The following is a 24,884-nucleotide window of genomic DNA, read 5'->3' as shown; positions in this document are numbered from 1 at the left end:
TTTTATAGGTTACATAGCTTTACAACCATATAGTTTAACAGCCATATATTTCTTTTAATTTAGCTTGCGTAATTGCCGCGGCGTCACCATCGATAGTTAATCCATGTTCAGCCTGAAAACCTTTAATACCTACCATTGATTTTTCAGCAATATTACCGTCAACATCTCCACAATCAAAACCCAGTAATCGACAACGAGCTTGAATTCCCGTTGCTGTATCAACAGGGTCTAAATGCCCTAGACTAACGTCAAATATCTCACTTGGTTCTTGAGATTCATCGTCAAAATACAGACTTAATGTACCTGTTTCTGGGCTATTTTCTTCTAACTCTATTTCAATGGTGCCATCATCATTAACGAATGATTCAGCGTCTACACCATCGAGCGATAAGATGACTCGCTTACCAGACCATGAATTACCTTCACTATCTTTAAAATCGGCGCGAAAATACTCCGCATGTTTTATAATTTTAAATACATTAATTTTTGCGCTAGTGAGTGCCTTAAAGACAGGTTCTGGATCGGGGATAGTGATGACATCACCAGGGAAGATGATATTAGGATTATCACGTTGGATACGAAAATCTGTATTCGACTCATGTTCATAAATTGCTTTGTAATTGGCAAACCCATGATTTTTTGCAATGCGTGGTAAGGTATCGCCCTGCACCACCGTGTATTGTTCTGCCATTATCAATCCTTAATACAGCAATTTATTGGTAACAGCCGTAACGCTATTCCGTAATAAAATTAGCTTATCAGAAATATCAATAGCTTAAAGTTGGAAAAAGTATGAAATTTGTTGCTCATTAGCATACGAAATGAAGTGTGTGTATCGCCACGAAAATATTCACCACGATACACAGTCGTGTTACTCGTTAATCAAACAACCATTCACACTATCTGAATTGGTGTAAACCACCTGATTAGAGGGTGTAAATTCACTCGCAACAATATTGCCTTGTTGTTTAAAAAATGAATACAACACTTCAGCATCCACATAGCCAGTCATGACCGGGTCAATAACTGGGTAGCCGTCACCACCGGCCGCATTAAAACTTGGCACAGTGAAACTATAACTCGCCGTTTCGCTAAAACCTTTATTATTGATATCAGAGATCGACACACTTTGGTTTTGGCAATCAACACTCATTGATACACCGATTAATTGTGCATAAGCACCTGAACCCACTTGTTTCGTTGCTACGTCACTCAAATAAGTGGCTATTTCAGCGCCCGTCATCGTGCTTTTAGTTAATGTATTACCAAAAGGTTGCACGGTTAACACGTCTTTATAGGTGATATCTCCGGCTTCGATTGATGCACGTACCCCGCCCGAATTCATAATACCAATATCCGCGTTAACCTTGAGCGAATGCGCAGTCGCAATGAGATGACCCAAGTTAGTTTGTTGAGAACGAACATTAGCCCGTGCACCATCTAATAGTTCATCGGTTGTGGCGATAACCTCGCTAAGTTCTTCTTGTCCCTTATCTTGGTATTGGGATAAGATCTCTTTAACCGTTGCGTCGGGGATGATCGGGTCAGCAACAAGCACACGCTCGCCATCTTCATTTTTAACTTTAATGTTAACAGGGATTAATCGATAATTAACCAAGTGTAGTTGTTGGTTATAAAATTCAAAATCAGCTCGGCCTACATACTTCCCCCATTCAAAGGCTTGCATTATATAGGTGCCATTTTGTTGATCAGGAATACATTCACCTGTCGGTTGAAAGTTTGCATAGCTGTTGCTATCTGCTTCCATACACACAGGGTTTTGCGAATGGCCGCCAATAATAGCGTCAAGCTCGCCTTCGTTTACCGCACGAGCAAGTGCCACATCACCCGGTGCATTACTGCCATGCTGGCCGTCGGCATAATGCCCCATGTGAGTTGTGGCAAATATCACGTCCGCGCTATTTGCAGCGTTAATTTCATCAATAACCAATTGCACTTCAATTTTTGGATCGGTAAATCTAAGTCCACTAATAAATTCGGGATTACCAATTTTCACTGTGTCTTCTGTTGTTAGGCCAATGACTGCGATACGTACGCCATTAATCTCAAATATTTTATAAGCGTCAAAGTAACGTTCACCCGTTTCTTTATCATATATGTTGGCGGCTAACATTGGAAAATCAGCTAACTCACGCTGCATTTCTAACACCGATAATGGGTTATCAAACTCATGGTTACCGACAGCCATCGCATCATAACCAAGCAGATTCATCCCGATAAAATCAGGTCTCGCATCTTGTAAATCTGATTCCGGTACACCAGTATTAATATCGCCACCCGATAACAATAATATTTCGCCGCCTGAAGACTCGACTTCTGCAGTAATGGTATCAATCAATGTTTTACGGGCTGCCATGCCATATTCACCATAGCTATTTTCCCAGAAGCGGCCATGATTATCATTGGTGTGTAATAAGGTAAACTGCTGGCATTCATCTCCCGCGTCTACGCATGTGCTGTAATTGGACTTATCATCATCATCACATGCTGTTAATGTGACGGATAAACTCGCTGCAATCATCGTCTTCAAAAATACATTATTCATTACATCAACTCCTTGACGTTATTTCATTCCATTACGATCTGCTATCGATCACCTTATTAAAGAGTAAGTTATGAATGTGGTAGTTTTATGAAAACATTGATTAGTGTACGTTATTTTATTAAATGATCATGAACGTAGATGCTCATAAACACACCTTACGAGCCTGATTCCCTTGCGATTCATCATGTAATAACATAGCGCCAGAACCCAACTGCATTTCGACAGCACCTAACCGTGGTTTGATGATGGCGTCATAGTCAGCCTCTACTTTCAAGCTGCTTTTGATTGCGGGGCCAAGATATCTGGCGACTAAGTTTTCTATTATCTTACGTTTGGCTGAATTAGGTTTTAGCTGGTCAAAGTCCGACGCATCACTTGGCTTTAACACTATATCAATCTTGCTACTCAGGTCCCACATCTTGCCACCAACCATGCTATTAACACCTAAGCAGGCGAATGCACCTTCAGGTTGTTGCCGTGAACATAACCGGGTGACTTCATCATCCGCCATGTTGATCCACTGACCTTGCAGTGTCTTAATGACAACATCACCTGCCACAATCTCTTGCAACATATTGCGTAAATTAGCTTCGTTACGAATGGCATGTTTGAAATAACTGGCAAAATAGAGTTCTAAATCGTCATCCGCGCCAGTTAAATTACTCAGCGCTACGCTGATGGGATCGGTGGGGTTACAGCCGTTCTGTTCATAACCAATTGCAAAACGATATTTTTCCCAACTGCGATAATACAAGGCAATGATGCGGTTATTAAACATATCGAAGAAATCACGTAATGCATGATCTTTATGTCGCATTCGCTGCAGAATGGCTTCGGTATAATGAAATGGCAGAGCCCCGTTCACCCCCGTCAATCCTAAAAATGTCACCGCCAAATCTAACTGATGGCTATCTGCGACCTCGGTCACTTGGCTAATTGGAGCACCTACATAACCAACTTGCTGCGCAACTGAAAAACGTACCGCTTCAAGGCTGGGGAAATTATCACGACCAATGGCACCATTATCAAGTCCGGCCCGTTTTGCTTGATTTTGCACTGCATAAACGGCTTGATAAAAATCATAATCATGCGGAAATTGCATTAAATCTTTTTCTAACATACATCGTCCCTATTCTTACAGCAAAGCTCGTTCGCCAATACGCGCAGGCCATTGATGATATAGCTGCGTACTACCGTGGCAAGTGACCTTAAGACGGGTGAAACTATTGATCGCAGCAAACAAAGCAAAGAAACGATCGAGCACCGTGGCAAAGAAAAATAAATCATTGTCCGGGAAACCCGCAGGGTTTAAGGTTAAATTAATATCACTGCCATAACACAGCCCCATTCGACCTTGTACTTGTAACTTAGCTGTCGCAGGCGTAATGGTTAACGCGTCAATATGTTGGATCTGGGTATTACTGGCAGCATTATTAGCAAAGTTAAACAGGTGTAATAAGTCACACAGTTTATCGCGGCCCTCGTTGCCGGAGAAATGATCAAGACTCACCAGACGTAATAACTGCCAACGCGTGGCTTTACCTAATTCAGGGCGTACCGCAGCGGTAAATGGCGTCATACAGGTTGCACTTTGTACCATATGACCACCAGTTGGGGTATGTAAAACAGGGTTACCACCGCCATAAGGTAACTGCACCGGTAAATTCCGATTAGAACAACGGCCATGTAAACTTAACCGTTGGCTGCTACCATTTGCGGCTACATCCGTAAAACTATTGAATTCCCGATCAACAACCGAGATAAATAACTCGGTACCTTTTTGGGCTACACCGCCTGACCAATCTGAATGTTCACGTCTTGCCACCCAAAAATGGCTCACATCTTGATAGCTGGGATGACTTTGGCTGTAAAATGGCCCGAGTATGGTTTTGTCCATCTCGCTGTCATACAAAGCGACATCCGTAATCGCGACAACTTCAGAGCATGACTCGTCACGATTATCTGCTACTATGCGATATTCATATACACTTGGGCTCAGTATTACGGGCTCTAACTGCTGCTCGAAACAATTAATTATCGGCGTGCAGTTTAACTTCAAGCTATCGTGATTAATGTTTGATTCGAGTTCTGATGAAGGCGCTGAAAAATAGAAATGAAACTGCACCTCATCATGGTATTCCGGGGTCAATTTAGATAATAAATCGACTAATTCCACAAACAAAAACTTCTGTGGAAACACAAATTGCTCGACTAACAAGCGATAACCATCAAATGATTTTTTGCCATAAGGTAATACGGACGCGTCATGGTCAAAACCGACAGTAGAAAGGTGCCTCGTTTCGAGCGTTTTACTGTGACTAAAATCATCTTTGGCACTGATGCTAATACCAATGAGATGTTGGAATAAATGGGTATAGAGTAAAAATGCGTGCTGCAGCTGCCCGCCAAGGTAAAAGCGTAATTTATCTGGATTAACCATAGATAAATTATCACCTGCCACAAAATGCTTTAAGCTAAATTGTAATACCGAATGCGGTTTAGTGATCCAAGGCGAATCAGGCGCATTGAAAGGGGCATTTTTAAAGCGTATATCTTCAATAGTCAGTGGTTTAACGTCGGTATCATAGCAAGTGGTAAACTCACAAGCCTTGTACCCGGCCACATGAGTAACCACACGACTGCCTTTTGCAAATAAGCTACCATTGCTGACAATCTCGTTGACATTAAGTTGGCAAATACCCAGCGACGGAATAGTTACTTGATAATCAGGCGCCAGCTGCCCTAACAAGGCATCGGTTAATTCCGGAAAACTATCATCGAGTTTTTGTCTAATTTGTGCGGTTAATAACGATACCCCTTCGAGCAACCGTGATACATGTGGATCTTCGACTGAGTCATCATCAAGCTTTAATCGACCTGCTATTTTGGGATATTTTTTAGCATAGTCAGCGCCCATACGTCTTAGGTAACTTAACTCACGATTATAATAACTTAATAAATCATCACTCATATATACAGCCTATGGATATGGCAATCACAATAAATACACACGTATATACCGCCATTGCGATTACAAATTGGAAAATTAATACAAATTATCAGAGACCGATATGCCCAGATAAACCGGTTCAATTTCAGATTCTAAACTGATCAGTTCAGGATGTGGGTCCGCGTGCATCAGCGCTTCAATGCGTAACTTTAAAGACCGGTCAATATCATCATCAACATCAATCGGTTCAACATTAACTTCGATAATACGCGGTTCGAAACGCAGAATGGTGTCTTTGACTTTGGCGCATAATGCCAGTCGGCCATCTAATGTCCCTACCGGCACCCCCGAAAAATCAGGTAAACCATAGTTAAACAATGAATTATCCAGCTCACGATAATAAAGTGGCCAGTTCATCCACCTGACCTTTGAATTTAATAAATTTTCTAAGTCTCGTTTCATTGCTCGGCGTAATGCCCGCACCGTTATACCGGTACGCTTTTCCTGGGCATTACTAATATTGGGTTCTAAATCAATCAGCTTATCTAATAATGATGCTTCGATAAGCTGTTTATTGTTGACTGCCATTAAACTAACGCTGCTTGTGGCGATGTATCAACATCCGTTTCCTGAACATCAAGATCACGCGTAAAATAAGCAAGTTGCTGCGCGGACTCACCGATTAATAACATTTTATGCCCCACACCTTGGTACATGCTCTGCTCGTTCTCTGCAGCTTGACTAATTGCTTGCCAATCGGTTTCACGGCCCAGTTTTTCGGCATCAGATTGGCTATTAAGATAAGTTAACGGAATGAATGCATCGCCACTGGCGCCGTTGATAATGTCAATATGCACACGACGCCATACTTGTTCCAATATTGATGTCGGCGCTTGCCATTCTAATACACTGATTTGTGAAAATTTAACTAAGTAAAATTTGCCATTGGTGCCCAGCACTTCCAGATAACCAGCGAGGCTATCATCAAGATCACGTGGTTGGGTCGGACTCGACTGATAACGGGCACTTTCTAACGCGGCACACAGACTGACAACATCGGCATTATTCTGGTCTTTAATCGCAACCTGCAATGCCACAATCGCCTTAAGCTCGGCATCAACGTCACTGAACACTTCAGCAGTAGCACCACCTTGTGAAAAATCAACACGAGACTGTTGTGCACGAATTAATTGTTGTACATTTTTACCACCAATCGCCGTATCAGGCGCTTGACTCAGCAACAAATTAATTTGTTTATCGGCTTTATCTAACTCGCCATTAACACATAACAGCTCGATATAAGCACTGCGGATATCGGTTTCTAGCGGTTGTTTTTTTAATATTGCCTGGCAATGACTAATTGCGTCTTGTAGCTTGCCAGCTTCAATTAACTGTTTTATCTCTTGCATCTTCATATCCTTATGCATGCGAATGTAATTTGCTTTTAACTTTAAAGTTAAACTTCTAATGCCTAACGTCTAATATTGGTTGAATAAGCCAACCCTACAAAGAGTTCCTTTCCTGCTATACGGCGACATCACTACTCGCCAACTCCGTAATTAAGCGGATCGACGACACCATTTGATCTAATTGAAAATGGGGTTTTAAGTGTATGACTGAATAAAAATGACCTGTTTTGCCTTTCACTTCGTGTACTTCTACTCGCGCTTCACTCAGCGGTCGCTTTGACCTTACTTCGTCAGAAGCACTGCCTGCGGCAGCCGTATATCCCTGCAGCCATTTTTGAATATCACCTTGGATCTGCTGCGCGGTTAAATAACTACCCACTTTTTCGCGGCCGATAACTTTAATCGCATGGGCAAACCGTGACACACAAAGAATATATTGCAGCATAGTCGCGAGTCGTGCGTTAACCTGCGCGATTTTTGCATCCGTTGTCACTTGCACACCACTATGTATATAATTTACTGCTTTTTGCACTGAAGAATTACTAAAAAAGGCCAATTTGTCGGTGTGTTGTAACACCGATAACGGGATAAAACCAGCTTCCGAAAACTGTTTTTCTAACCGTTCACTTACATACATATTTAAGGGTATTTGGTTGCGACGTTTATACACGTCACAATTCATACTCAGTGATGATCCAGCCCCCAAATAGTGATGCGGAAATTGGTCAACTAACCCACGACTGATTTCACCCTGATTAACCCCGCGGATCTGCGCAAACCATTTTGAACTAGCAAAAGATCGCATCAATATCACTGCAAACGAATAGCCAATATTGCCCCATAAATTATCTTGTTCGGAATTTTCAATACGTTCACGAAAACGAAACTGATGATGAAAACGGCCATCGTCTAAATAAGGACTGCGCATTAACATATACGGCACGGTAAGGCCAAGATAACGGGCATCTTCAGTTTCACGCAAACGACGCCATTGTATATACTCTAGCTGTTCGAAATGTTTATCAATATCCACTCCTAAGCCTAATTCAGCAAAGCTGTTAACCCCAAAAAACTGCGGACTAGCAGAGACAACAAAGGGCGCGAAAGCCGCTGCAGAGACTTGCGTCATATTACGTAGAATATCAATGTCGGACAATGAATTGCCCGCTTGTATGCGATTAGTGATCTGATAATCACCGAGTAATAACCCAAACGGCTGACCACCAGCTTGACCGAATTCATTACTGTAAATAAGGCGGTATAGATTACTCTGATCAAATTCGATGGCGCGACTAAAGTCTCGCGAAATTTCTTGCCACGAAATACTTAGCATCCTAACTTGAATCAACTCTTCCCGATCAATGGCTTGCTCTTGCTGCACCAGATAATGCACACCGCGCCAACTTGCTTCAAGCCGTTGAAACTTATTATGATGAATAATGTTGTTCATCGTCCTATTCAATATTTTATCTAGATCTGTTAACAACCGAGTCAAGGTAGCATTCAGTTCTTGCCTGAAATGTCCCTGCGTTTGCATGCCGTTATCTACGAGCCAAACCAATAATTCTTCAATACTGAGGTCATCTTCAACATCCATATGTTGCAAGAATTCCTGCTGTAAAAGATCCACAGCATTCAATACAAAAGCATTATTAGTTTGGTTCTTACTGTCGGTATTTTTATCGGTACTGTTTTCAGTACTATTGTCGCTACTTTTATCGGTATTGTTGTCGATATTATTGTCCACAGAAGACATCGAGGTTTTAGCGTCTATTGTTTCGGACTGGTTGATAATGATTTGCTGCATCATGCTACTCCCTTAACAATATGCATTGAATTAAAGTAGCAGATTCAATACCTGCTACTTTTAGTAACTTACTAAGAATTGATCTTAATTACCTTCTGGAATTTTAGCCACAAGACGTAACGACGTGCTTAATTCTTCCATTTGTAACCACGGACGCATCCAGGCGATAGCGTTGTAACTACCTGGTTTACCCGGAATTTCTGCCACTGTGACTTTCGCATCAGCTAATGGATATTTCGCACGAATTTCTTGACCACCACCTTCAGAAGCATTAACAAAACCAAGGATCCAACGGTTTAACCAATTTTCAAGGTCTTTCGCTTCAGCAAAGCTACCGACTTTATCTCGGCCCATCACCTTAAGGTAATGCGCAAAGCGTGACGTAGCCATAATATAAGGTAAACGCGTTGAGATTGCGGCGTTTGCTTGGGCACCAGGATCGTTATATTGACCGGCTTTTTGGCAAGATTGCGCGCCAAAGAATACCGCGTAGTCTTTATCTTTATAGTGACAAATAGGCAAGAAACCGAGTTTGCTTAACTCCGCTTCACGACGGTCGGTAATACCGATTTCGGTTGGACATTTAAGCGTTGGATCGCCATCGTTACTAATGAAAGTATGGGTTGGCAAGCCTGTTACTTTACCACCGCCTTCAGCACCACGAATTGCAGTACAGAACCCATATTTTGAAAATGCTTCAGTAAGGCGAGATGCCAATGCATACGCTGCATTTGACCAGCAATAGTCATCATGATCGGCTTCTGTTGACGATTGACCGTTTTCTGCTAATTCAAACTCTTCGTAACGGAACTCTTCAACTGGTGATGTCGCTTCACCATAAGGTAAACGCGCCAAAACACGTGGCATAGTCAGTGTCACGAAGCGTGAATCAGCACTTTCTCGAAATGAATTCCATTTAGTATATTCCAGTGACTCAAACACTTTGCTCAGATCACGGGGTTTATCCATTTCATTCCAAGAATCAAAACCAAATAATTCAGGTGCCGATGCGGATAAGAACGGGCAGAAACCAGAGGCTGATACGTTCGACATCAATGACAGCGTTTCGATGTCTTCGGGGTGATTACTAAACTCATAGTCACCTACAATTGCACCAAACGGTTCACCACCAGCAATACCAAACTCACCTTCATAAACCTTTTTAAATATTTGGCTTTGATCAAACTCCACCGCTTTACTTAAATCTTTATGTAGTTCTTTTTTAGTGACCGAGATCAAACGTAACTTTAACGAACCGCCCGTATCTGAACTGCTCACCAACGTATGCACACCACGCCACGAACCTTCCAATTTTTGGAATTTGTCATGATGCATGATTTTAGCTAACTGCTTAGAAATTTTGGCATCAAGTGCTGCAATCGATTCATTGAAGGTAACGGTTAGATTCTTATTCCAGCTAACAGTGCCATTTAACGCTTCTTCGGTTAACGTTTTGATCAGTTCTTGTGAGCGCGATATTTCAGTTTGCTTAGTGGCGCCAATGACTTGGTCAAGTATCGATACTTGTACTTCGGTCGACTCGAGTTCTTGTGCTGCTGCAATATCAGACATTATGCTTTCTCCCCAAGGTCTAGTTCACTCGCTAACTGCTCTAAATCAGCACTGTTGCTTAATACTTTTTCGAGAATATCTTCAAGTTCTTCAGAGCGATCTACTTTGGTCATCAAGTCTCTTAACTTGTTACGTGTTTCCATTAATTTACGCAATGGTTCAACTTGGTTTACGACAGCAGCAGGTTCAAAGTCCGCCAACGAATTAAATTCAAGGTTAACACTCATTTCTAGGCCGTCTTCATCGGTCAGCGTGTTATCAACTTTAAATTCTAACTTCGGATTCATACGTTTTAATACATCATCAAAGTTGTCTCGATCAACTTGCACAAAACGACGGTCTTTCAACGGTTTCAATGACGTTTTGTTTTCACCGGCAAAGTCACCCATGATGCCAACAACAAAAGGTAATTCCTTTTTGGCAATTGCACCACCCGTTTCAACATCATACGTAATATGTACCCGTGGGGTACGTACTCGTGATAATTTTGATTGTACGCTTTCCATAGCTATTCCTTAAATTAAGCTCTAATGATAATCATTATTTGGTTATTGGTATTTACTGTTCGTTGTTTACTTCTAATTGGTCGTATTTATTGCTAATTTATTCTATTTACGACTAATAGCCCTTAATGTTATGTCTCTTCACCTTGGGTTATGCCGGTGAGTTTGAAATAATCGGTTCTCGCACTAGGGTCGCTCACTAATTCTGCCAGTAACTCCGGTAAACTAAGTTCACTCCAGCGTATCGCTTGCGCAATCGCATATGAAATTGGCGAGTGCGGCTCAGTAGTCCGAAAATACTGTTCAATTTTATGTAATGCTTTAATGGCTTCGTGGCGATTATTTAACGATTGATCCATTTGCATGAAATCATAGCCATTAACAGACTTAAGCGGTACTGATGCGCCTGAACTATGATTTGAGCTATGACTTGCGCCGTTTAGTTCGACGGCGTCTTCAGCTACTTGTTCAGCAACAGAGGCCTCTACAGCGGCCTCTACAGCGGCTTCTGCATTAATGACGTTAAAACGTTCTAAGGTAATGAAGGTAAAGATGCTTTCGCAATGTTGTAACTTCTCCGTTATTTTCGATGTCGGTTGCGCATCACCCGACATGACTTCATCCATTTTGTTGGCCAGCAGACGGAAGGCCATAATTGCCTCAGCAATATCGTTTTTTAAACTAACCAACTCATCATCGCTGACTTCGTTTAACGCTTCTTTAATCTGTTTTAATGAGATAGCACCGTTGGCAATTTTGGCTTTTTGTTTATCCGCACTCAGACTATTTAATTGACTTGCTTGTTCAATTTGCCAAGCTGCAAACCGTTCACCGGATCCAGTTTCAACCAAAGGAATGGATAGAATAGGCATTAACAACACCCCTTCCCCTTCAAAACCATTAAGGCCAAGTAACGGTGCAATGCGAGTTTCTAAACCATCTTCATCAGGGCTCGGATATAAACCGTCCCAAAACTGACTGATCAGTTGATGCGCCAATGTAAAGCCGAGAGTTAACCCGGCAAAACCATCGGTACGGCATAACGCTTCAATGAGCCAGGCGCAATACTCAAGATCTTTGGTTTCCTGTGCGAGTATCTGCGGGATCTCGTCTTTAATTGGACTCCATTCACGGACAAAGTCATTCATCGTTTCGTCGCTATCAATACCAATTAACGCACTGCGTTCATCCGCTCTGGTACGGGTTCGCACTTCCTTCAACCGATAATATTGCGACAGCGGCGAGGTGTCTGAACGCGGATCGACACCACACGGTAATTCACCGTTAATTGGCCGCGCTATATCTTCAATAATTTGTGGGTTTAATACTGACATTTATTACATCCGTAGTTACAGGTTAAAGCTACATGTTAAAAACCAAGGTTTAACTAAATAACGGTACGGTAAGATCATCATCTTTAAAGCTTTCGATCTGGCTCTGCTTCGATACCGACACTAATATTAAGGTCACATTATCCTTGGCACCTTTGCCTAACGCGGCGTGCATTAGCGATGAACCTGCATTTATAACGTTTTGCTGCTGTAACTGCTCCGCGATACTGGCATCCGATAGTTCACCCGTTAAGCCATCGCTGCACAGCAATAGCATTTCGCCTTCGACAATAGGATGGGAAATATGGTCGACATCGATATCTTCAACCACCCCTATCGCACGTGTTATCACATTTCCCATCGGGTGCTTTTCGGCTTCTTCAGCACTCAGCACACCTTGGTCAACCAGTTCATTGACATGGGAATGATCACGCGTAACTTGTTTTAAATCCTGATGGTAAAAACGATAACCACGGCTATCACCAGCCCATAACCAATGTGCAGTGTGTCCATCAATCCATAACAATACTATCGTTGAACCGGCGGTTTTCCCTGCCAATTGGCTATGACTATAAGCAATGATTTTTTCGTTTGCAGTCAGTATCGCTTGCTTCAACACGTTAATCGTAATGCCATGATACGCATGCTCATTAATATACGTATTAATAGTGTCAATCAGCATTTGACTGGCCACATCACCCGCTTCATGCCCACCCATACCATCAGCGACAACCCAGATATTTTGCTCTGGGTACTCCAATAAACTGTCTTCGTTTATTTTCCGTACTGCGCCAACATGACTCTGACCAAAAGATTTTAACGCTATATCAGTTAACATCTTATTACCTCCAGTTAAGACCGAGTCCAATTGCCATCAAGCATGCCAGCATACGTCGCTGCACTTGGCATTCCAGAAAAAATCAATGTACAAGGATCGATCTTGTCAGAGCCCGCTGTCCACCAAATACTATAACGGTTAAATTGCTGATTTAAGGTTTGCTGTAACAACCCTAATTGATCACTGCCGAACCCACCAATTTGCTCGCCAGCGGCTGACAGCAACCAGTTTGGCTGGTGGCTATTTGGCGATAACAATGTTTGTTTGTAGGGGGTGATCGGCGTGACATCTAAACTCAACGGCGTCAACTTTTTATACCAATTTAACAACACACACTCATCGTCTAATATTGACAATAACGGTTGCTCATTTTGCTGAAAAAACGCTTGTTCCTGCCAAAATTGTAGCGGGTCAATATCCGCTTGGTAGAACAAGGTAAATGGATAATAACGTCCGACATTATCCACACTCGGGATCAAGGTGCCTGCAAAACTACGGTCTGAACACACCCCACCACTCACCGCAAAGTGCCATATTGGCGAGGTTAGATAATTATCCAACCATTGTCCTTGTAGCTTTTCACGACTTACCGCCAGCGCAGCCTGCACCCATTCATTCCACGATTGTTCTAAGTTGGGATCCAAGCCTAGGCTGACAAAGTCCCCCAAGCTGGGAATTTTGCCACAGTAACCCGTGATGATATCGATGGTTTTAGTGTTCATATTGGTACTATTCATTGATTGTTCGTCTATTACAGCTTGGCTGGACATGAGAACGCCTCCAATTCACGCGTTTTAAATGGGTTCGAAGCACTGCCAGCGATCAATTGGATCCTAGCAGTATGACCCTGAACTTTAATTTCAAGCATATTATCTGTTAATGTTTTTGGTCGATCAGCAACGATGTCATCGAGGAAGCGGAACCACGCCCAATCACCTTCGTATGACTTCTCTACCGTGCGCATGTAATTGGCCGGTGTAAATATCACCCGCATTTGGGAAAAGTTTGCCGAACCTGGCCAGCGATACTCAGTCACTCGAATTGGATCATGACGATAGACAAAATTTTGATCATCAATTTGCACTTTAATTTGCTGCATATCACGGTCTAGATAATTGGCTTTCAACGCAAACTCGACTTCAGGTGTACTGCTACCAGATTCAAAAAAGTCATTCTTGATCTTCTGCCAACTACGGAACACTTTTAACGACTCATTACTTAACCCTATGTTGTTTTTAAAGGTCCAGCGATTGGCTCCCATACGTACATGCGGTTTAATGTAGGTTTCAAAGTATTTAGACATCGTGCCTTGTGGGCTAAAGAAACGAGAGAAATCTCGGATCCTGACTTCATTTTGCGCACTACGCTTAAACGGGTAACGACCACGTATACGTTTTTTGTATTCGTTATATACCGTGCCCTGCCACACATCATTGAGATGATAACGTGCACTTTGCAATGAGATTTTTGTAGTGCTGTCAATCACACCTTTGATCATAGCGGCAAAGGGACTTGGTAAATCCTCAACCAATTTATCCAGTTCGGCAATTGGCTCGCCTGCTTGTGTTAAATTAACATGCTGGTTAACAATCTTGTCACCGCTGGTTTGGCCACGATTAAGCTGCGCCAATAATGCATGTACCTTTTTCATTTGCGTCTGAATTTGTAATACTTCAGTATCTTCAAGTGCCAAAATTTCCGGGAATACTTTTTCAACCGATTCGCCAGGTAATGCCACATCGATACTGACGTCTCTTGGCATATATTGTTTAAAACGGTTAGTTGCACTTGGCATTTTGTGAGCCGCAATGGCACCTGCTAACTTACCCGCTTTACCAACCGCTTCGGAAGCCGGTAACTTGGTTAACTCGATATTGTCTTGGATCGCCGTTAACAGTTTTTGTATTGGCTGTTCAGGACTGGTTAAGATCTTAGTGATATAAGCACCCTGCGATGCGGTAGCAAATGTTTTCAAGGCGATATCATCAATCAAATCACGCCAGTAATAACTGTACTCTTTAAAGTAGCGCTCTTTAACCTGCTTAATCACCTGATCTTCTACATCATCACCCATGCCTTTCACTTCATCGCCATACACCCAGCTATCTTTGGTTAATACTTGGATGATTTGTTTATGCTCAGTTAAGAACACCTTATAAAAGCCTTCATAGGTGAATAACGCTGGAATTGGTTTATTCATCGGCTCACCACTGTGGCGATAAAATAAGCCAATACTTTCATTTGGTAACATATTCGTCAGTTTAAAATCAGCTAACTGATTTTGTTTGGCTTTTTGCTCAATGCGGGCGAACGCACGGTCAGCTAAAGGCACGGCGAGGAGAATATCTCGGGCATCACTAACCGCTAGTGCATTGTACTCAGCTTGTATCGCGTTGTTGTTTAACAATACTTCTAAATGTTCATTAAGCGCTAAACGCATCTCTTTATTTACCTCACCAGGAATATTATTTTCTAGGTGGAATGAAAACCAGGATTTGATCTGCTCAGCATTGTAATAATCACGCTCAAATAACATTAAGTATGTCTTCAAGGTTTCATATAGATAATCAATATGGGTTTTATTGTTGGCCATATCACTCACCAGTGACCGAGATACATACGACAATAAATAGCGCTGTAAAGCACGCTGATATACTTCGTTCGTCGCCTGCGCCAAGCGATCGCCTTGGTATAATCCAAGATGATTCGGCCAACCTTCGGGTAAATTACCGACATAACCGGTAGGTAAATTACGCAAGATAGTTAAGCCATTGGCAAGGGTAATTAAATCACTGGTTATTGTTAATCCACCATTGGCATTCTGCTTGAATGCTGCAACATCCTCACTGATCTGTGCCGAAAGCGTTTGGTTCCAGTTTGCACTCGCCCACCAGCTAGCACCGAGCACCACAGAAGAAACACATATAGAGGTAATGGCAGTGCGGCGTAACCAACGATTTTGACGGGCATGTTCGGTATTAATACTGGCAATATTCTGCTCTGCAAAAATAATATCGTTTAATACCGATTTAAGGAAAAAGCCTTTTGGTTCATTATTATTCGCGGTTAGAGGGGTACTTGGTTTTAACCCAAAGCCACTCGCCATCTGACTGCTGACGCGATCAATTGGATCGCCAGCTTGATGACCACTGGCGATAAACACACCACGCAGCAGGGGAAGTTTTTCAAATGCATTGGGCGCAAATATCTCTTTTAAGAAATCATCAGCTGCGCTTTGCAACATACGTAACTGTTTCGGGAATTCATAAATAAGCGCACGTACTTTCGGATCGCGTTCCCCATTTAAACGCTGCAGCATGCCTTCGTTAATCTTGACAATAAGTTGATAAAACTCTTTGTTAAACAGAGACACCACCCCTTGGGTATCTTCGCTATTTTCCATCGGCAGGGTAAAACCCCAAGCCTGTTCGCGCTCTTCTTCACTCAGTTCAGCAAAGTATTCATTAAACCCGGCAACAAGATCGGCTTTCGTAAAGATGACATAGATTGGAAATGTCATGTTAAGTTGATTCTGTAATTCTTGGATACGTTGTTTAATGGCCCGCGCATGTAAGTTACGCTCTGTTTGTGTGCAGGTTAATAAATCTGCTAGGCTCATTGAAATTAACGCACCGTTAATCGGTTGCTTGGCGCGGTAACGTCTTAATAATCCTAAAAATCCAAACCACGCCCTTGAATCCGTCGTACTTCTGCTGTCTTGCGTGGTATAACGCCCAGCGGTATCAATCAGCACCGCTTTGTCAGTAAACCACCAATCACAATGGCGTGTACCCGCAATACCAGCTAACGCATTAACCCCCATTTCTTTCTGCAACGGAAACTGTAAACCCGACTGTTGCAGTGCGGTGGTTTTACCTGAACCAGGAGGCCCGATAAGCACGTACCAAGGCAACTGATAAATACTTTTACCCTTGCTCAATTTTGCGGTACGTAAAATACTAATTGCTTGTTTAAGCTTGTCTTCAATAGCTGAAATGTCTTGGTCAGCAGCTATGTCATCACTCTCATTGCCTTGACCTTTGATCATCTCGCGCGCTAACTTATCATTTTGACGTTTAACGATGATCTTTTTCACCACTAGGCTCATGATCCAGAGCAGTAATAATATCGCTAAAAAAGCGAACCGATTTTGGGCACTGGCGAGTGGTGTGACACCGTCAATCGCAATTAACGGACCCGCTAACCAAACGCAAACGACAATGGCAACAATACCAATAACAATAAACAGTGTTTTTAACGTAAATAACGCTAATAACTTGGACATACGTTGTTTAAAAGACATCTTTACTACCTCAAAATATCGATTTCAACACGGCGATTTAACGCATGCTGATCTTGACTAAACGTGGTTTCTACAGCTAATGGTTCGGATGAACCTCGACCTTCCGGTAATAACCTGCCACCTAAACGGGTGTCTTTGGCTAACACATCTGCAATGCTTGTGGCACGAGCCAGTGATAAGTGCCAATTAGAAGGATAGCGACTCGAGATAATTTGTTGTTTGTCGGTATGGCCGGTAATTAAGATCTGCCCTTGAGTGGATTCTAGCGTGCGCGCTATTTTACGTATGATAGGTTGATATGCCGGATTAATTTGGTCGCTGCCACTGGCAAATAGGTCTGAGCTGGTTATCCGGATCCGGATACGATCTGACAATTCTCGAACAACGACAATATTACGCATAATTTCAGTTTGTAATAACTGTTCTAATTTTAACGTTAATGAACTAGCACTCACGGCTGCAGACACTTCAGGCTGACGATCAACCAGATCCAGTACTTGCTGATAGACTAGATCTGCTTGTTCATTCACTTCTAAACGTAAACCAATAAAACTGGCCACCAGTAATGCACCCGCGATAGAGGCTGTCACCCAAATCGGCAGTTCAAATTTAGATTTTTCACCACCCACTTCGATCACTTGTAAATTATCCGATAAACGCTTTTCTTTACGTCCGTGATGATTTTTCAATGCCAGCCCGAGCTTGTCACGTAGTGATTCGATTAACTGATCCGCATTTTTCGTTACCCGATATTTACCTTGATAACCTAATGATAAACAAAGATATTGTAATTCAACGATATCAGCCATTTCGACCATATTGGCAACAGACTCATCCAACAGCGTATAGAAATGTTCACCACCAAATGTTTGGTGATAAAAATGGCTTTGCAGTGAGTTTTGCGCCCATGCACTATTCCGTCCCCAAGGCATTGTCATCACTGTTTCATCAATAAATGCGCAAACACAAAACTTAGCCGCATCAATCAGTTTGTTGTCCGTCGTTTCTGTTTTACCACTCAATTTATTGTCGTATTTTAGTGCGTGTAGTTGGCGTTCATATTTATCCACCATGCCCACGCATTGCCCGTGTAACACATCCACTTTTTCATACTCAATATTCACTTTAATCTGATTGATCAAGGATAATATCAAACCGGCATGCTCAATCAGTGGATTAGCACCTATGGTTAGGATCGTCTGATTAAGCGCTTTATTTTGGGGGTGCACAAATAAAGTATTTTCCTCTGCCGCGGCAATCCCAGGTTTAGGCACCACATTGCCATTCGCCGTAGAACGAGGCGCTGCAGGCGCAGGTTGACTGCGTCCTCCAGGTCTGGGTTTAAATATCGTTTTTTCGCTCATACTAATCTATCCCTGCTTACTACTAAACGGTCCATGTTAATCATCACTGTCAAAATAATTCCTAATAATTCCTGATAACTCTTAATAACGTCTGATCGTTATTGCTTTATCGACCACAATTCCATTGCGAGTCCTGGAAATTGGCCAGATAAATGAATAGCGATACCGCCACTATTTTTTAATTTGTGCCAATATTCACTACTACTATCGAGTTGAAAATAAAAACTGCCAGCGTGATAAGGGATCTGCCTTGGAGCAACTGGTAACGCGGTTACGCTGATCCCAGGAAGCTGAACATTGACCAGATCTCGGATCATTTCAACCGGCCCAATTTTTATCTGTCCTGGTAAGTTTTTAGTTATATCCTGTACCGCCATATTGGCTTTTACAGCCAATACTAAAATACTGTTTTCTAATAGTGATTTATCGGCAAGTTGTGCCACATAAATGCCAAATTTCTTCTGCGTTAAGACTAAGGCTACGGCAGTATGATCGACCACCACACTCAGTGTTTGCGTCAACAACGACATGCTACTGCCAAACGTTGCTGCCAAGTGATCATGCTGATACACAGGCATTTTGGCAGCCCTTTTGGTTTCACTGTAAAAGGTTGACAGTTCACCTGAAATCGAGATAAACAACTCAAAAAGGCGTTCGGGATGCAGAGTGCGTTGCTGTATGTGATGCATCAACAAAGGCTCTATGCGATTTAAAAACTGCAGCATCATGTAATCTGCAACTGTCGATGCTTGCCCCTGCCCTTGTCCTTTGGTTAAACGTGCGGCAATGGCTTCAGCGCGTTGCCCGACCATACCTGTCACTTCATTTAAGTAATCAACCAAGTGGCTCGCCGAACCGATACTCAGGCAAGGGGCAATAAACTTTTTATCCAGCTTGATATCACCAGCATCGCTGACATTAATCACCCGTGCGATTGGTACCGTGACATAACCGGTTAAATCTTGATTAGCCAGTTTCAATTCTGCACTTAACTTCGCCATAGCAATGGATTCAACAGGCAGACTCTCTAATGATGTATCAATAACATCCTTGTACACGTTTAAATAGCGGGCAATAACACCGTCGTCATCACTACTGATGATGTTAAGTCCAGTGCTTTTATCAATGGCCAGCGCTAACACAATATTACAATCTATCGTGCCCGGCGGGATCAATAACGGCGATGGCAATGTGGCCTGTGATGGCATTTTAATGTGGGTACCATCATTAAAGATGCCTTCAAAGTCAGTCAGTGCGAATCGTCCTAACCCTAATAAATCATCATCAATGCAAAGGTCAACTACGCCCCATTGGTGCGATCCCGATGTTTGTAACAAACGTCGTTGCACATAACTATGATAACGATCTTGCTGTTGAAAATGTTGTGGGCGAAGGAACATACCCTCACTCCATGCAACTTTGCTGTAATCACTCATAACGGTTATCACTCATAAACGGGCGGATCTTCGCAACTAAAACAAAAGGATGATTAATCACGTATAAATACGCTGAGTTTTTCTAGGTATACGCTAAAATCGTCATAAGATTTAGGGTCTACCGCAATGACATCACGCCAGCGTGAATTTTCAATATCTTGATAGGCAACTAACACCGCAATAAAGCGGGTATTTTTGTTGAGCTCACGTGTGTAAGTCAATCGTTGACCAGGATTAAATACCAACTCTTCTTTGTTCAGTAACTCAGGTCCTAAGATCTGTTCATAATCAGAATACAAACTAAAGAAATCAGCTGTTTCAATTGGCCCACGACTTGCCAGCTCAAACACCTTCACTACTACAGGTGACGGGCGTGTTTCCATGTCCGGGTTTAAATTTTTAGACGCAACAAAATTCAATGTTGTCGATGGCGTAACAAAAAAGTTCATCATCGAACAGCCTGAGATACTCGTTACGGTTAACAATGCCAAACACATAAAGATAATGCGGTTAAAACGATTAAAGTTAAGGTTAATATTCCGGTTGCGATTACGATTACGATTAGATAGGTTCATGTATTTACCTGTATTAATAAGTTGGATTTTAAATAAAGAAGGTTGATTACTCAGCATCTGTTATCCCTGTTTCTGTTTATTTTCATAAGCCCGAACAAACGCATCGGAAAGAATACTTTCGCGGTTAACGGTGATCTCGTTACGGATATCTTCATGCATTTCAATAAAGTGACGCCACAGCTTCTGCTCTTTATTACTACGATTAAATTTCGCAAAAAAGCCTTGTTCGCCCTGCTCTTCCTGCATATTGTCTGGCGCTAATTGATCTAAGATACCAACCACGGCACCTTCTAGACCCGCACGCATACTTTGTTCATGCTGGCGTAAATCCCCAAAAGCTTCTGTGATGGCTTTGTTCGTCGACATGAAACTGCCGTTACTACGTAGGTATAAATTACGAAATAAATCATCTACAGAAGCAGAAAATTTAAACGGGTTATTTTCTTTAATTTGAAACATGGTGTGGTTTACACGAAATTTATTCTTGAATGCAGCGCGCTCTCGCAGTGATGACATAAGTTCTTCATTAATGGTTCGCATTGATGCGCCTAGGTCAAACCACCATTCTTCATCGCCATCAACTGGTGACTTGTCGATACCTAGACCTTTCAGCAATGCCATCATGTTGTCAGTATTTGCAACGGTTGGTTTGTTCGGTTTAGCTGCCACCTGAGGTGATTCAATCACCTTGTCTGTATTACGGCGGCGGTTGCTACTGTTATTGGCGTCAACAGCAACTGTTTGTTTCGGTGTTATTTTTGCCGAGACTGCTTTTGTCGGTGCTATTTCTGACGGTAAAGTTTTTGTCGGTAAAGTTTTGGTCGGTAATAGTTTCGCTGCGTCGATTTGCGGATTATTTAGCATTTTTTGAACGTCTGGGGTCTGACCTTCTTGATCCCAATTCCAATCATCAGGGATAAAATTACTCTCTAGAACTAAACTGTCGTCCATCTCACTGCCTTCTAAAAATGGATCACTGAGGCTGTGATGAGGCACTGATGGTATATTTATCTCGCGATCGGTCTGAGGCATCGACGATGAAGTAAAAGAAGAAAAGCTAGACACTTGTTGGTTAGGTTCTAAATGAGCGGAAGTTTGGTTATCGTCAGATAATGCAGATTCGATAACCACTTCAATAACGTACTCACCCAGTATAATCTGCTCACCAGTGGTCAACGCGTGTCGATTGCCTTTACCAAGCGGTTTTGTGGACTCGTTGATGAACACACCATTGGTCGATACGTCGGTAATATAATATTTATCCATCACTAACGTGAGTTCGGCGTGGCAGCCAGATAATATTTTATCGCCATCTGGTAGCACCCAATCACTGGCATCTGAACGGCCAATCACGGCTGAAGCACCTTCAAGGGTAAAGTTAGCTTGTAAATTTGGTGATAATTGTTGATAGCTAATTACAGATAAAAACAGTCCCATTTGTCATTCCTTGACTTATCTATTGTTAACACTAAATAAATATCCTGCTAAACCTATTTATGAAATCATCTTGAAACTTCATAGCAATACTATTTATATGAAATATATATTCATATCCAAATACATACTGTTACAACTATAAAACCAAATATGTGCAGTCAAGTCAAACAAGTGAATCCGCTACATTTACAAAATAAACAGATATCTAATACTACATTTAATACTATTTCCGACAAATAAATGTGTATGCTGATTGACGTTACCAAAATTAAACTAATTAATATCCAATAACAAAAGAGTGTTTATATAAGTCGTCAAATGGTATTTATATAAAATCTCTTTAGTGGTGCTTTAAACCTATATGGACAGCTAACAACTAAGACGTAAAGTTGATAAGTAACAACAACTTAACCTGCAAACCTGTTCTTACCAACATATTTAGAACATTAATGTAAAAACAGCATAACCGTTGCATCGCAATTGATAAACAGCATAGTAAACAACAATGATAAACAATAAATTTTAACTATTAATATGAAAGTTAACTAAAGTATTAAATTCAATAAAAAACAAAATTCAATACCAAAGTGCTAGACGGAACTAGTACTTTATATAAATTACGTTATTCAAACAGAACAAGGAGTGTAGTGTGGTACAAGATAAAACGCTATTAGATAGCACTAGTTCAAAAGACGAAGTTGATACAGCTACGCTTACAGGACGAATATTAAAAGACCGTTATGAGTTAGAAGCACATATTGGTTCTGGCGGTATGAGTGATATATATAAAGCCAAAGACTTACTATTAAGCAAAGCGGGCGTTGATGATCCTTACGTAGCGATAAAAGTCCTGCAACCACAATATACTAAAAACAAAGAAGCACAGCAGTTACTGTTTAGAGAAGCACATAAAACCATGGCGCTCTCCCACCCTAATATCATTCGTGTTTATGATGTCGATAAAGAAGATAAACTGTGCTTTATCATTATGGAGTGGCTGGATGGTGAAACCCTTGATCAAGTTATTTCCCGGTCAAAACCCAAAGGTCTGACGTATAAAGGTGCTGAAAAAATCATTTCGCAAGTCGCTAATGCACTTAAGTTTGCACACAAAAATGGCATCGTGCACACAGATTTAAAACCTGCCAATATCATGCATACCCGCAATGGTGATATTAAGGTTTTTGATTTTGGTGTCGCACGCGTACTGCAGGATCATGCCGATAAATTTGCCGGTGATAATGTTGAACATCATAACGCATTAAGTGGATATACACCGGCGTATGCCAGTGCCGAGTTACTGCAGGGTCAGCAACCATCAGAAAGTGATGATTTGTTTTCACTCGGTTGTATATTTTATGAATTACTGTCAAGTAAACACCCGTATTTGCGTAAGCCGGCAGATCAAGCCATTACTGATAAGATCACCGCTAAAAAGTTAACTAAACTGAGTAGTAAGAATTGGGCCATGTTGCGTTCAGCACTGGCACTAAAAAATGCAGAACGTCCAGTCAGCATCCAACAGTGGCAAGCTAAACTAGCCCGCAAACCGTTCCCGGTGTTTTCAACTGTCTTGCCGTTACTCACCGTATTAGGTTCTGTTGGTTATTTTTATTATATGGAAAATGTGATCACTAAACAGCAAATCACGCAGCAAGCGCATATATCCAGTGTGGACGGTTTAGTTAAGTCAAGTGTTGAAGTATTTATGAATTCATTAGCTGATTTAGATACTAAAACCTTGACCATTAAAGCCGGTGTTTTGCGCCAAAAACGTGATGAGGTGATCGATTATCATATTGCCAAGGTAAACCGCATTATGCAGGATCCAAACTCACGTTATCCAGATTTCTACCACATGTCAGCGTTAATCGCAGAGACAATGACGCTGTATCCTGACTCGGTCAAGCTCACCGATATAGAGCGGTATGTGCAAGGTCAAAGAGAATCAGCCCGATCAATCCTGGTCGCTAATATTGAGCAACGGTTATTACAGGCCAATTATAAACCTGATAGCGATGGCATGGATCTATTTACCCTAGAGCAGGATATTAAACAAGTTGATGCGGATTACAAAATTATCCCGTCCGAGCAAGCCATCAGTTTATATGCTAAACAGCTACAAACTGCTGTAAGCGATTATAATTACCGTCAAATTAACACCCTGCTTGCCCCTGGAGAGCTGCTATTTAAAGATTCGGTACCTGAGCTACAAACCTTATTAACACAGCCCGAGTTAATATCTGCAATTAACACGCTCACTGACTATCAAGTATCAGAACAAAGCGGAGAATTTCCTTTCGATGCGGCGGAAATATTTTACCAAGACAGATTTGATGATTGGACTGGCGCAATCAAAAATGCGAAAAATCAAAAATCACTGGATCGTATTTATATGCAACAGATTAAATATAATCAATATTTGCCAGTAAACTTTAAACCGTTAATCAAACTACGTCGAGACTTAGCCAATCGTTACTTAAAACTGATCGTGACAGGTAAAATAAAATCAGACCCAAGAGTGATTAAAAAAGCGGAAAGTTTGTTTACCAAAGCAGATAAGGGACAAGCAGATTTAATTTAAATGCAGAAAACCAGAAAACCAATATGTGGTATTTTATACAGGGGCATGCTCGTTAACCAGCAGCGAGGTTATCAAGTTCCCCTGTAGGTAAATACTCACGACCATCTTTATGTAAATGACTCGTTCCCATCGTTCCGTCATTTAGCGCGCGACCATAATTTTTCCGACAGTGTATACAAGGACTAATTTTGTTCACTAAGCGGCCTTTT

18 protein-coding genes are annotated in these 24,884 nt (G+C 41.7%); 1 reads left to right on the top strand and 17 read right to left on the bottom strand.

Annotated features, from left to right (window positions below; genetic code table 11):
• Positions 1-34: 34 nt before the first annotated feature.
• The 17 genes from HRT96_RS15600 to tagH all read right to left on the bottom strand — a co-directional run bounded on the left by HRT96_RS15600 (position 35) and on the right by tagH (position 22,091).
• Complete coding sequence (locus HRT96_RS15600; RefSeq protein WP_293158607.1) at positions 35-691, bottom strand: LysM peptidoglycan-binding domain-containing protein; 657 nt, start codon at positions 689-691, stop codon at positions 35-37.
• A 180-nt stretch (positions 692-871) separates the two neighbouring features.
• Positions 872-2,566, bottom strand: a complete 1,695-nt coding sequence (ushA, locus tag HRT96_RS15595) for a bifunctional UDP-sugar hydrolase/5'-nucleotidase UshA (RefSeq protein WP_293158605.1) — start codon at positions 2,564-2,566, stop codon at positions 872-874.
• A gap of 142 nt (positions 2,567-2,708) precedes the next feature.
• On the bottom strand, positions 2,709-3,686 hold the full coding sequence (gene tssG / locus HRT96_RS15590; RefSeq protein ID WP_293158603.1) for a type VI secretion system baseplate subunit TssG: 978 nt from the start codon (positions 3,684-3,686) through the stop codon (positions 2,709-2,711).
• 15 nt (positions 3,687-3,701) lie between these two features.
• The gene (gene tssF / locus HRT96_RS15585) at positions 3,702-5,537 is read right to left on the bottom strand and encodes a type VI secretion system baseplate subunit TssF (protein ID WP_293158601.1); all 1,836 of its coding nucleotides are present in this window, start codon (positions 5,535-5,537) and stop codon (positions 3,702-3,704) included.
• 75 nt (positions 5,538-5,612) lie between these two features.
• Entirely contained in the window at positions 5,613-6,104 is a 492-nt protein-coding gene (gene tssE / locus HRT96_RS15580) for a type VI secretion system baseplate subunit TssE (RefSeq protein ID WP_293137720.1), read from the bottom strand.
• A complete protein-coding gene (locus HRT96_RS15575; RefSeq protein WP_293158599.1) occupies positions 6,104-6,925 on the bottom strand; it encodes a type VI secretion system accessory protein TagJ in 822 nt (273 codons plus the stop codon). Before HRT96_RS15575 ends, tssE begins: the two co-directional genes overlap by 1 nt.
• A gap of 115 nt (positions 6,926-7,040) precedes the next feature.
• Entirely contained in the window at positions 7,041-8,735 is a 1,695-nt protein-coding gene (gene tssC / locus HRT96_RS15570; protein WP_293158597.1) for a type VI secretion system contractile sheath large subunit, read from the bottom strand.
• 81 nt (positions 8,736-8,816) lie between these two features.
• Positions 8,817-10,304, bottom strand: coding sequence for a type VI secretion system contractile sheath large subunit (gene tssC / locus HRT96_RS15565; protein ID WP_293158595.1), 1,488 nt, complete (start codon positions 10,302-10,304; stop codon positions 8,817-8,819).
• Positions 10,304-10,810 carry a type VI secretion system contractile sheath small subunit gene (tssB, locus tag HRT96_RS15560; RefSeq protein ID WP_006033259.1) on the bottom strand — a complete coding sequence of 169 codons (507 nt, stop codon included), beginning with the start codon at positions 10,808-10,810 and terminating at the stop codon, positions 10,304-10,306. Before tssB ends, tssC (HRT96_RS15565) begins: the two co-directional genes overlap by 1 nt.
• Before the next feature lie 128 nt (positions 10,811-10,938).
• Positions 10,939-12,141 (bottom strand): type VI secretion system protein TssA, encoded by a 1,203-nt coding sequence (gene tssA, locus HRT96_RS15555; RefSeq protein ID WP_293158593.1) that lies wholly within the window; start codon positions 12,139-12,141, stop codon positions 10,939-10,941.
• 49 nt (positions 12,142-12,190) lie between these two features.
• Positions 12,191-12,976: a protein phosphatase 2C domain-containing protein gene (locus HRT96_RS15550; RefSeq protein ID WP_293158591.1), complete on the bottom strand. Its 786-nt coding sequence runs from the start codon at positions 12,974-12,976 to the stop codon at positions 12,191-12,193.
• Between the two features lie 14 nt (positions 12,977-12,990).
• Complete coding sequence (gene tagF / locus HRT96_RS15545) at positions 12,991-13,746, bottom strand: type VI secretion system-associated protein TagF (protein WP_293158589.1); 756 nt, start codon at positions 13,744-13,746, stop codon at positions 12,991-12,993.
• Positions 13,728-17,279, bottom strand: coding sequence for a type VI secretion system membrane subunit TssM (tssM, locus tag HRT96_RS15540; RefSeq protein WP_293158587.1), 3,552 nt, complete (start codon positions 17,277-17,279; stop codon positions 13,728-13,730). Before tssM ends, tagF begins: the two co-directional genes overlap by 19 nt.
• A gap of 5 nt (positions 17,280-17,284) precedes the next feature.
• Positions 17,285-18,643, bottom strand: a complete 1,359-nt coding sequence (gene tssL, locus HRT96_RS15535; RefSeq protein ID WP_293158585.1) for a type VI secretion system protein TssL, long form — start codon at positions 18,641-18,643, stop codon at positions 17,285-17,287.
• 98 nt (positions 18,644-18,741) lie between these two features.
• Positions 18,742-20,079 (bottom strand): type VI secretion system baseplate subunit TssK, encoded by a 1,338-nt coding sequence (tssK, locus tag HRT96_RS15530; protein WP_293158583.1) that lies wholly within the window; start codon positions 20,077-20,079, stop codon positions 18,742-18,744.
• Between the two features lie 53 nt (positions 20,080-20,132).
• Positions 20,133-20,711, bottom strand: coding sequence for a type VI secretion system lipoprotein TssJ (tssJ, locus tag HRT96_RS15525; RefSeq protein WP_293158581.1), 579 nt, complete (start codon positions 20,709-20,711; stop codon positions 20,133-20,135).
• A 3-nt stretch (positions 20,712-20,714) separates the two neighbouring features.
• Positions 20,715-22,091, bottom strand: coding sequence for a type VI secretion system-associated FHA domain protein TagH (gene tagH / locus HRT96_RS15520; protein WP_293158579.1), 1,377 nt, complete (start codon positions 22,089-22,091; stop codon positions 20,715-20,717).
• 649 nt (positions 22,092-22,740) lie between these two features.
• Between tagH and HRT96_RS15515 the strand changes: the two genes are divergently transcribed.
• Positions 22,741-24,675, top strand: a complete 1,935-nt coding sequence (locus HRT96_RS15515) for a serine/threonine-protein kinase (RefSeq protein WP_293158577.1) — start codon at positions 22,741-22,743, stop codon at positions 24,673-24,675.
• The last annotated feature ends 209 nt before the right edge of the window (positions 24,676-24,884 follow it).

The sequence above is a fragment of the Moritella sp. genome (assembly GCF_013215705.1).
Classification (GTDB): Bacteria; Pseudomonadota; Gammaproteobacteria; order Enterobacterales; family Moritellaceae; genus Moritella.
Note: the sequence above shows the minus strand (reverse complement) of the source record. Positions and strands in the feature narration are given on the sequence as shown.

What these genes read in the sequence shown, in the direction of transcription:
- HRT96_RS15600 (WP_293158607.1), bottom strand. Translation starts at nt 691, where the DNA reads ATGGCAGAACAATACACGGTGGTGCAGGGCGATACCTTACCACGCATT.
- ushA (WP_293158605.1), bottom strand. Translation starts at nt 2,566, where the DNA reads ATGAATAATGTATTTTTGAAGACGATGATTGCAGCGAGTTTATCCGTC.
- tssG (WP_293158603.1), bottom strand. Translation starts at nt 3,686, where the DNA reads ATGTTAGAAAAAGATTTAATGCAATTTCCGCATGATTATGATTTTTAT.
- tssF (WP_293158601.1), bottom strand. Translation starts at nt 5,537, where the DNA reads ATGAGTGATGATTTATTAAGTTATTATAATCGTGAGTTAAGTTACCTA.
- tssE (WP_293137720.1), bottom strand. Translation starts at nt 6,104, where the DNA reads ATGGCAGTCAACAATAAACAGCTTATCGAAGCATCATTATTAGATAAG.
- HRT96_RS15575 (WP_293158599.1), bottom strand. Translation starts at nt 6,925, where the DNA reads ATGCAAGAGATAAAACAGTTAATTGAAGCTGGCAAGCTACAAGACGCA.
- tssC (WP_293158597.1), bottom strand. Translation starts at nt 8,735, where the DNA reads ATGATGCAGCAAATCATTATCAACCAGTCCGAAACAATAGACGCTAAA.
- tssC (WP_293158595.1), bottom strand. Translation starts at nt 10,304, where the DNA reads ATGTCTGATATTGCAGCAGCACAAGAACTCGAGTCGACCGAAGTACAA.
- tssB (WP_006033259.1), bottom strand. Translation starts at nt 10,810, where the DNA reads ATGGAAAGCGTACAATCAAAATTATCACGAGTACGTACCCCACGGGTA.
- tssA (WP_293158593.1), bottom strand. Translation starts at nt 12,141, where the DNA reads ATGTCAGTATTAAACCCACAAATTATTGAAGATATAGCGCGGCCAATT.
- HRT96_RS15550 (WP_293158591.1), bottom strand. Translation starts at nt 12,976, where the DNA reads ATGTTAACTGATATAGCGTTAAAATCTTTTGGTCAGAGTCATGTTGGC.
- tagF (WP_293158589.1), bottom strand. Translation starts at nt 13,746, where the DNA reads ATGTCCAGCCAAGCTGTAATAGACGAACAATCAATGAATAGTACCAAT.
- tssM (WP_293158587.1), bottom strand. Translation starts at nt 17,279, where the DNA reads ATGTCTTTTAAACAACGTATGTCCAAGTTATTAGCGTTATTTACGTTA.
- tssL (WP_293158585.1), bottom strand. Translation starts at nt 18,643, where the DNA reads ATGAGCGAAAAAACGATATTTAAACCCAGACCTGGAGGACGCAGTCAA.
- tssK (WP_293158583.1), bottom strand. Translation starts at nt 20,079, where the DNA reads ATGAGTGATTACAGCAAAGTTGCATGGAGTGAGGGTATGTTCCTTCGC.
- tssJ (WP_293158581.1), bottom strand. Translation starts at nt 20,711, where the DNA reads ATGCTGAGTAATCAACCTTCTTTATTTAAAATCCAACTTATTAATACA.
- tagH (WP_293158579.1), bottom strand. Translation starts at nt 22,091, where the DNA reads ATGGGACTGTTTTTATCTGTAATTAGCTATCAACAATTATCACCAAAT.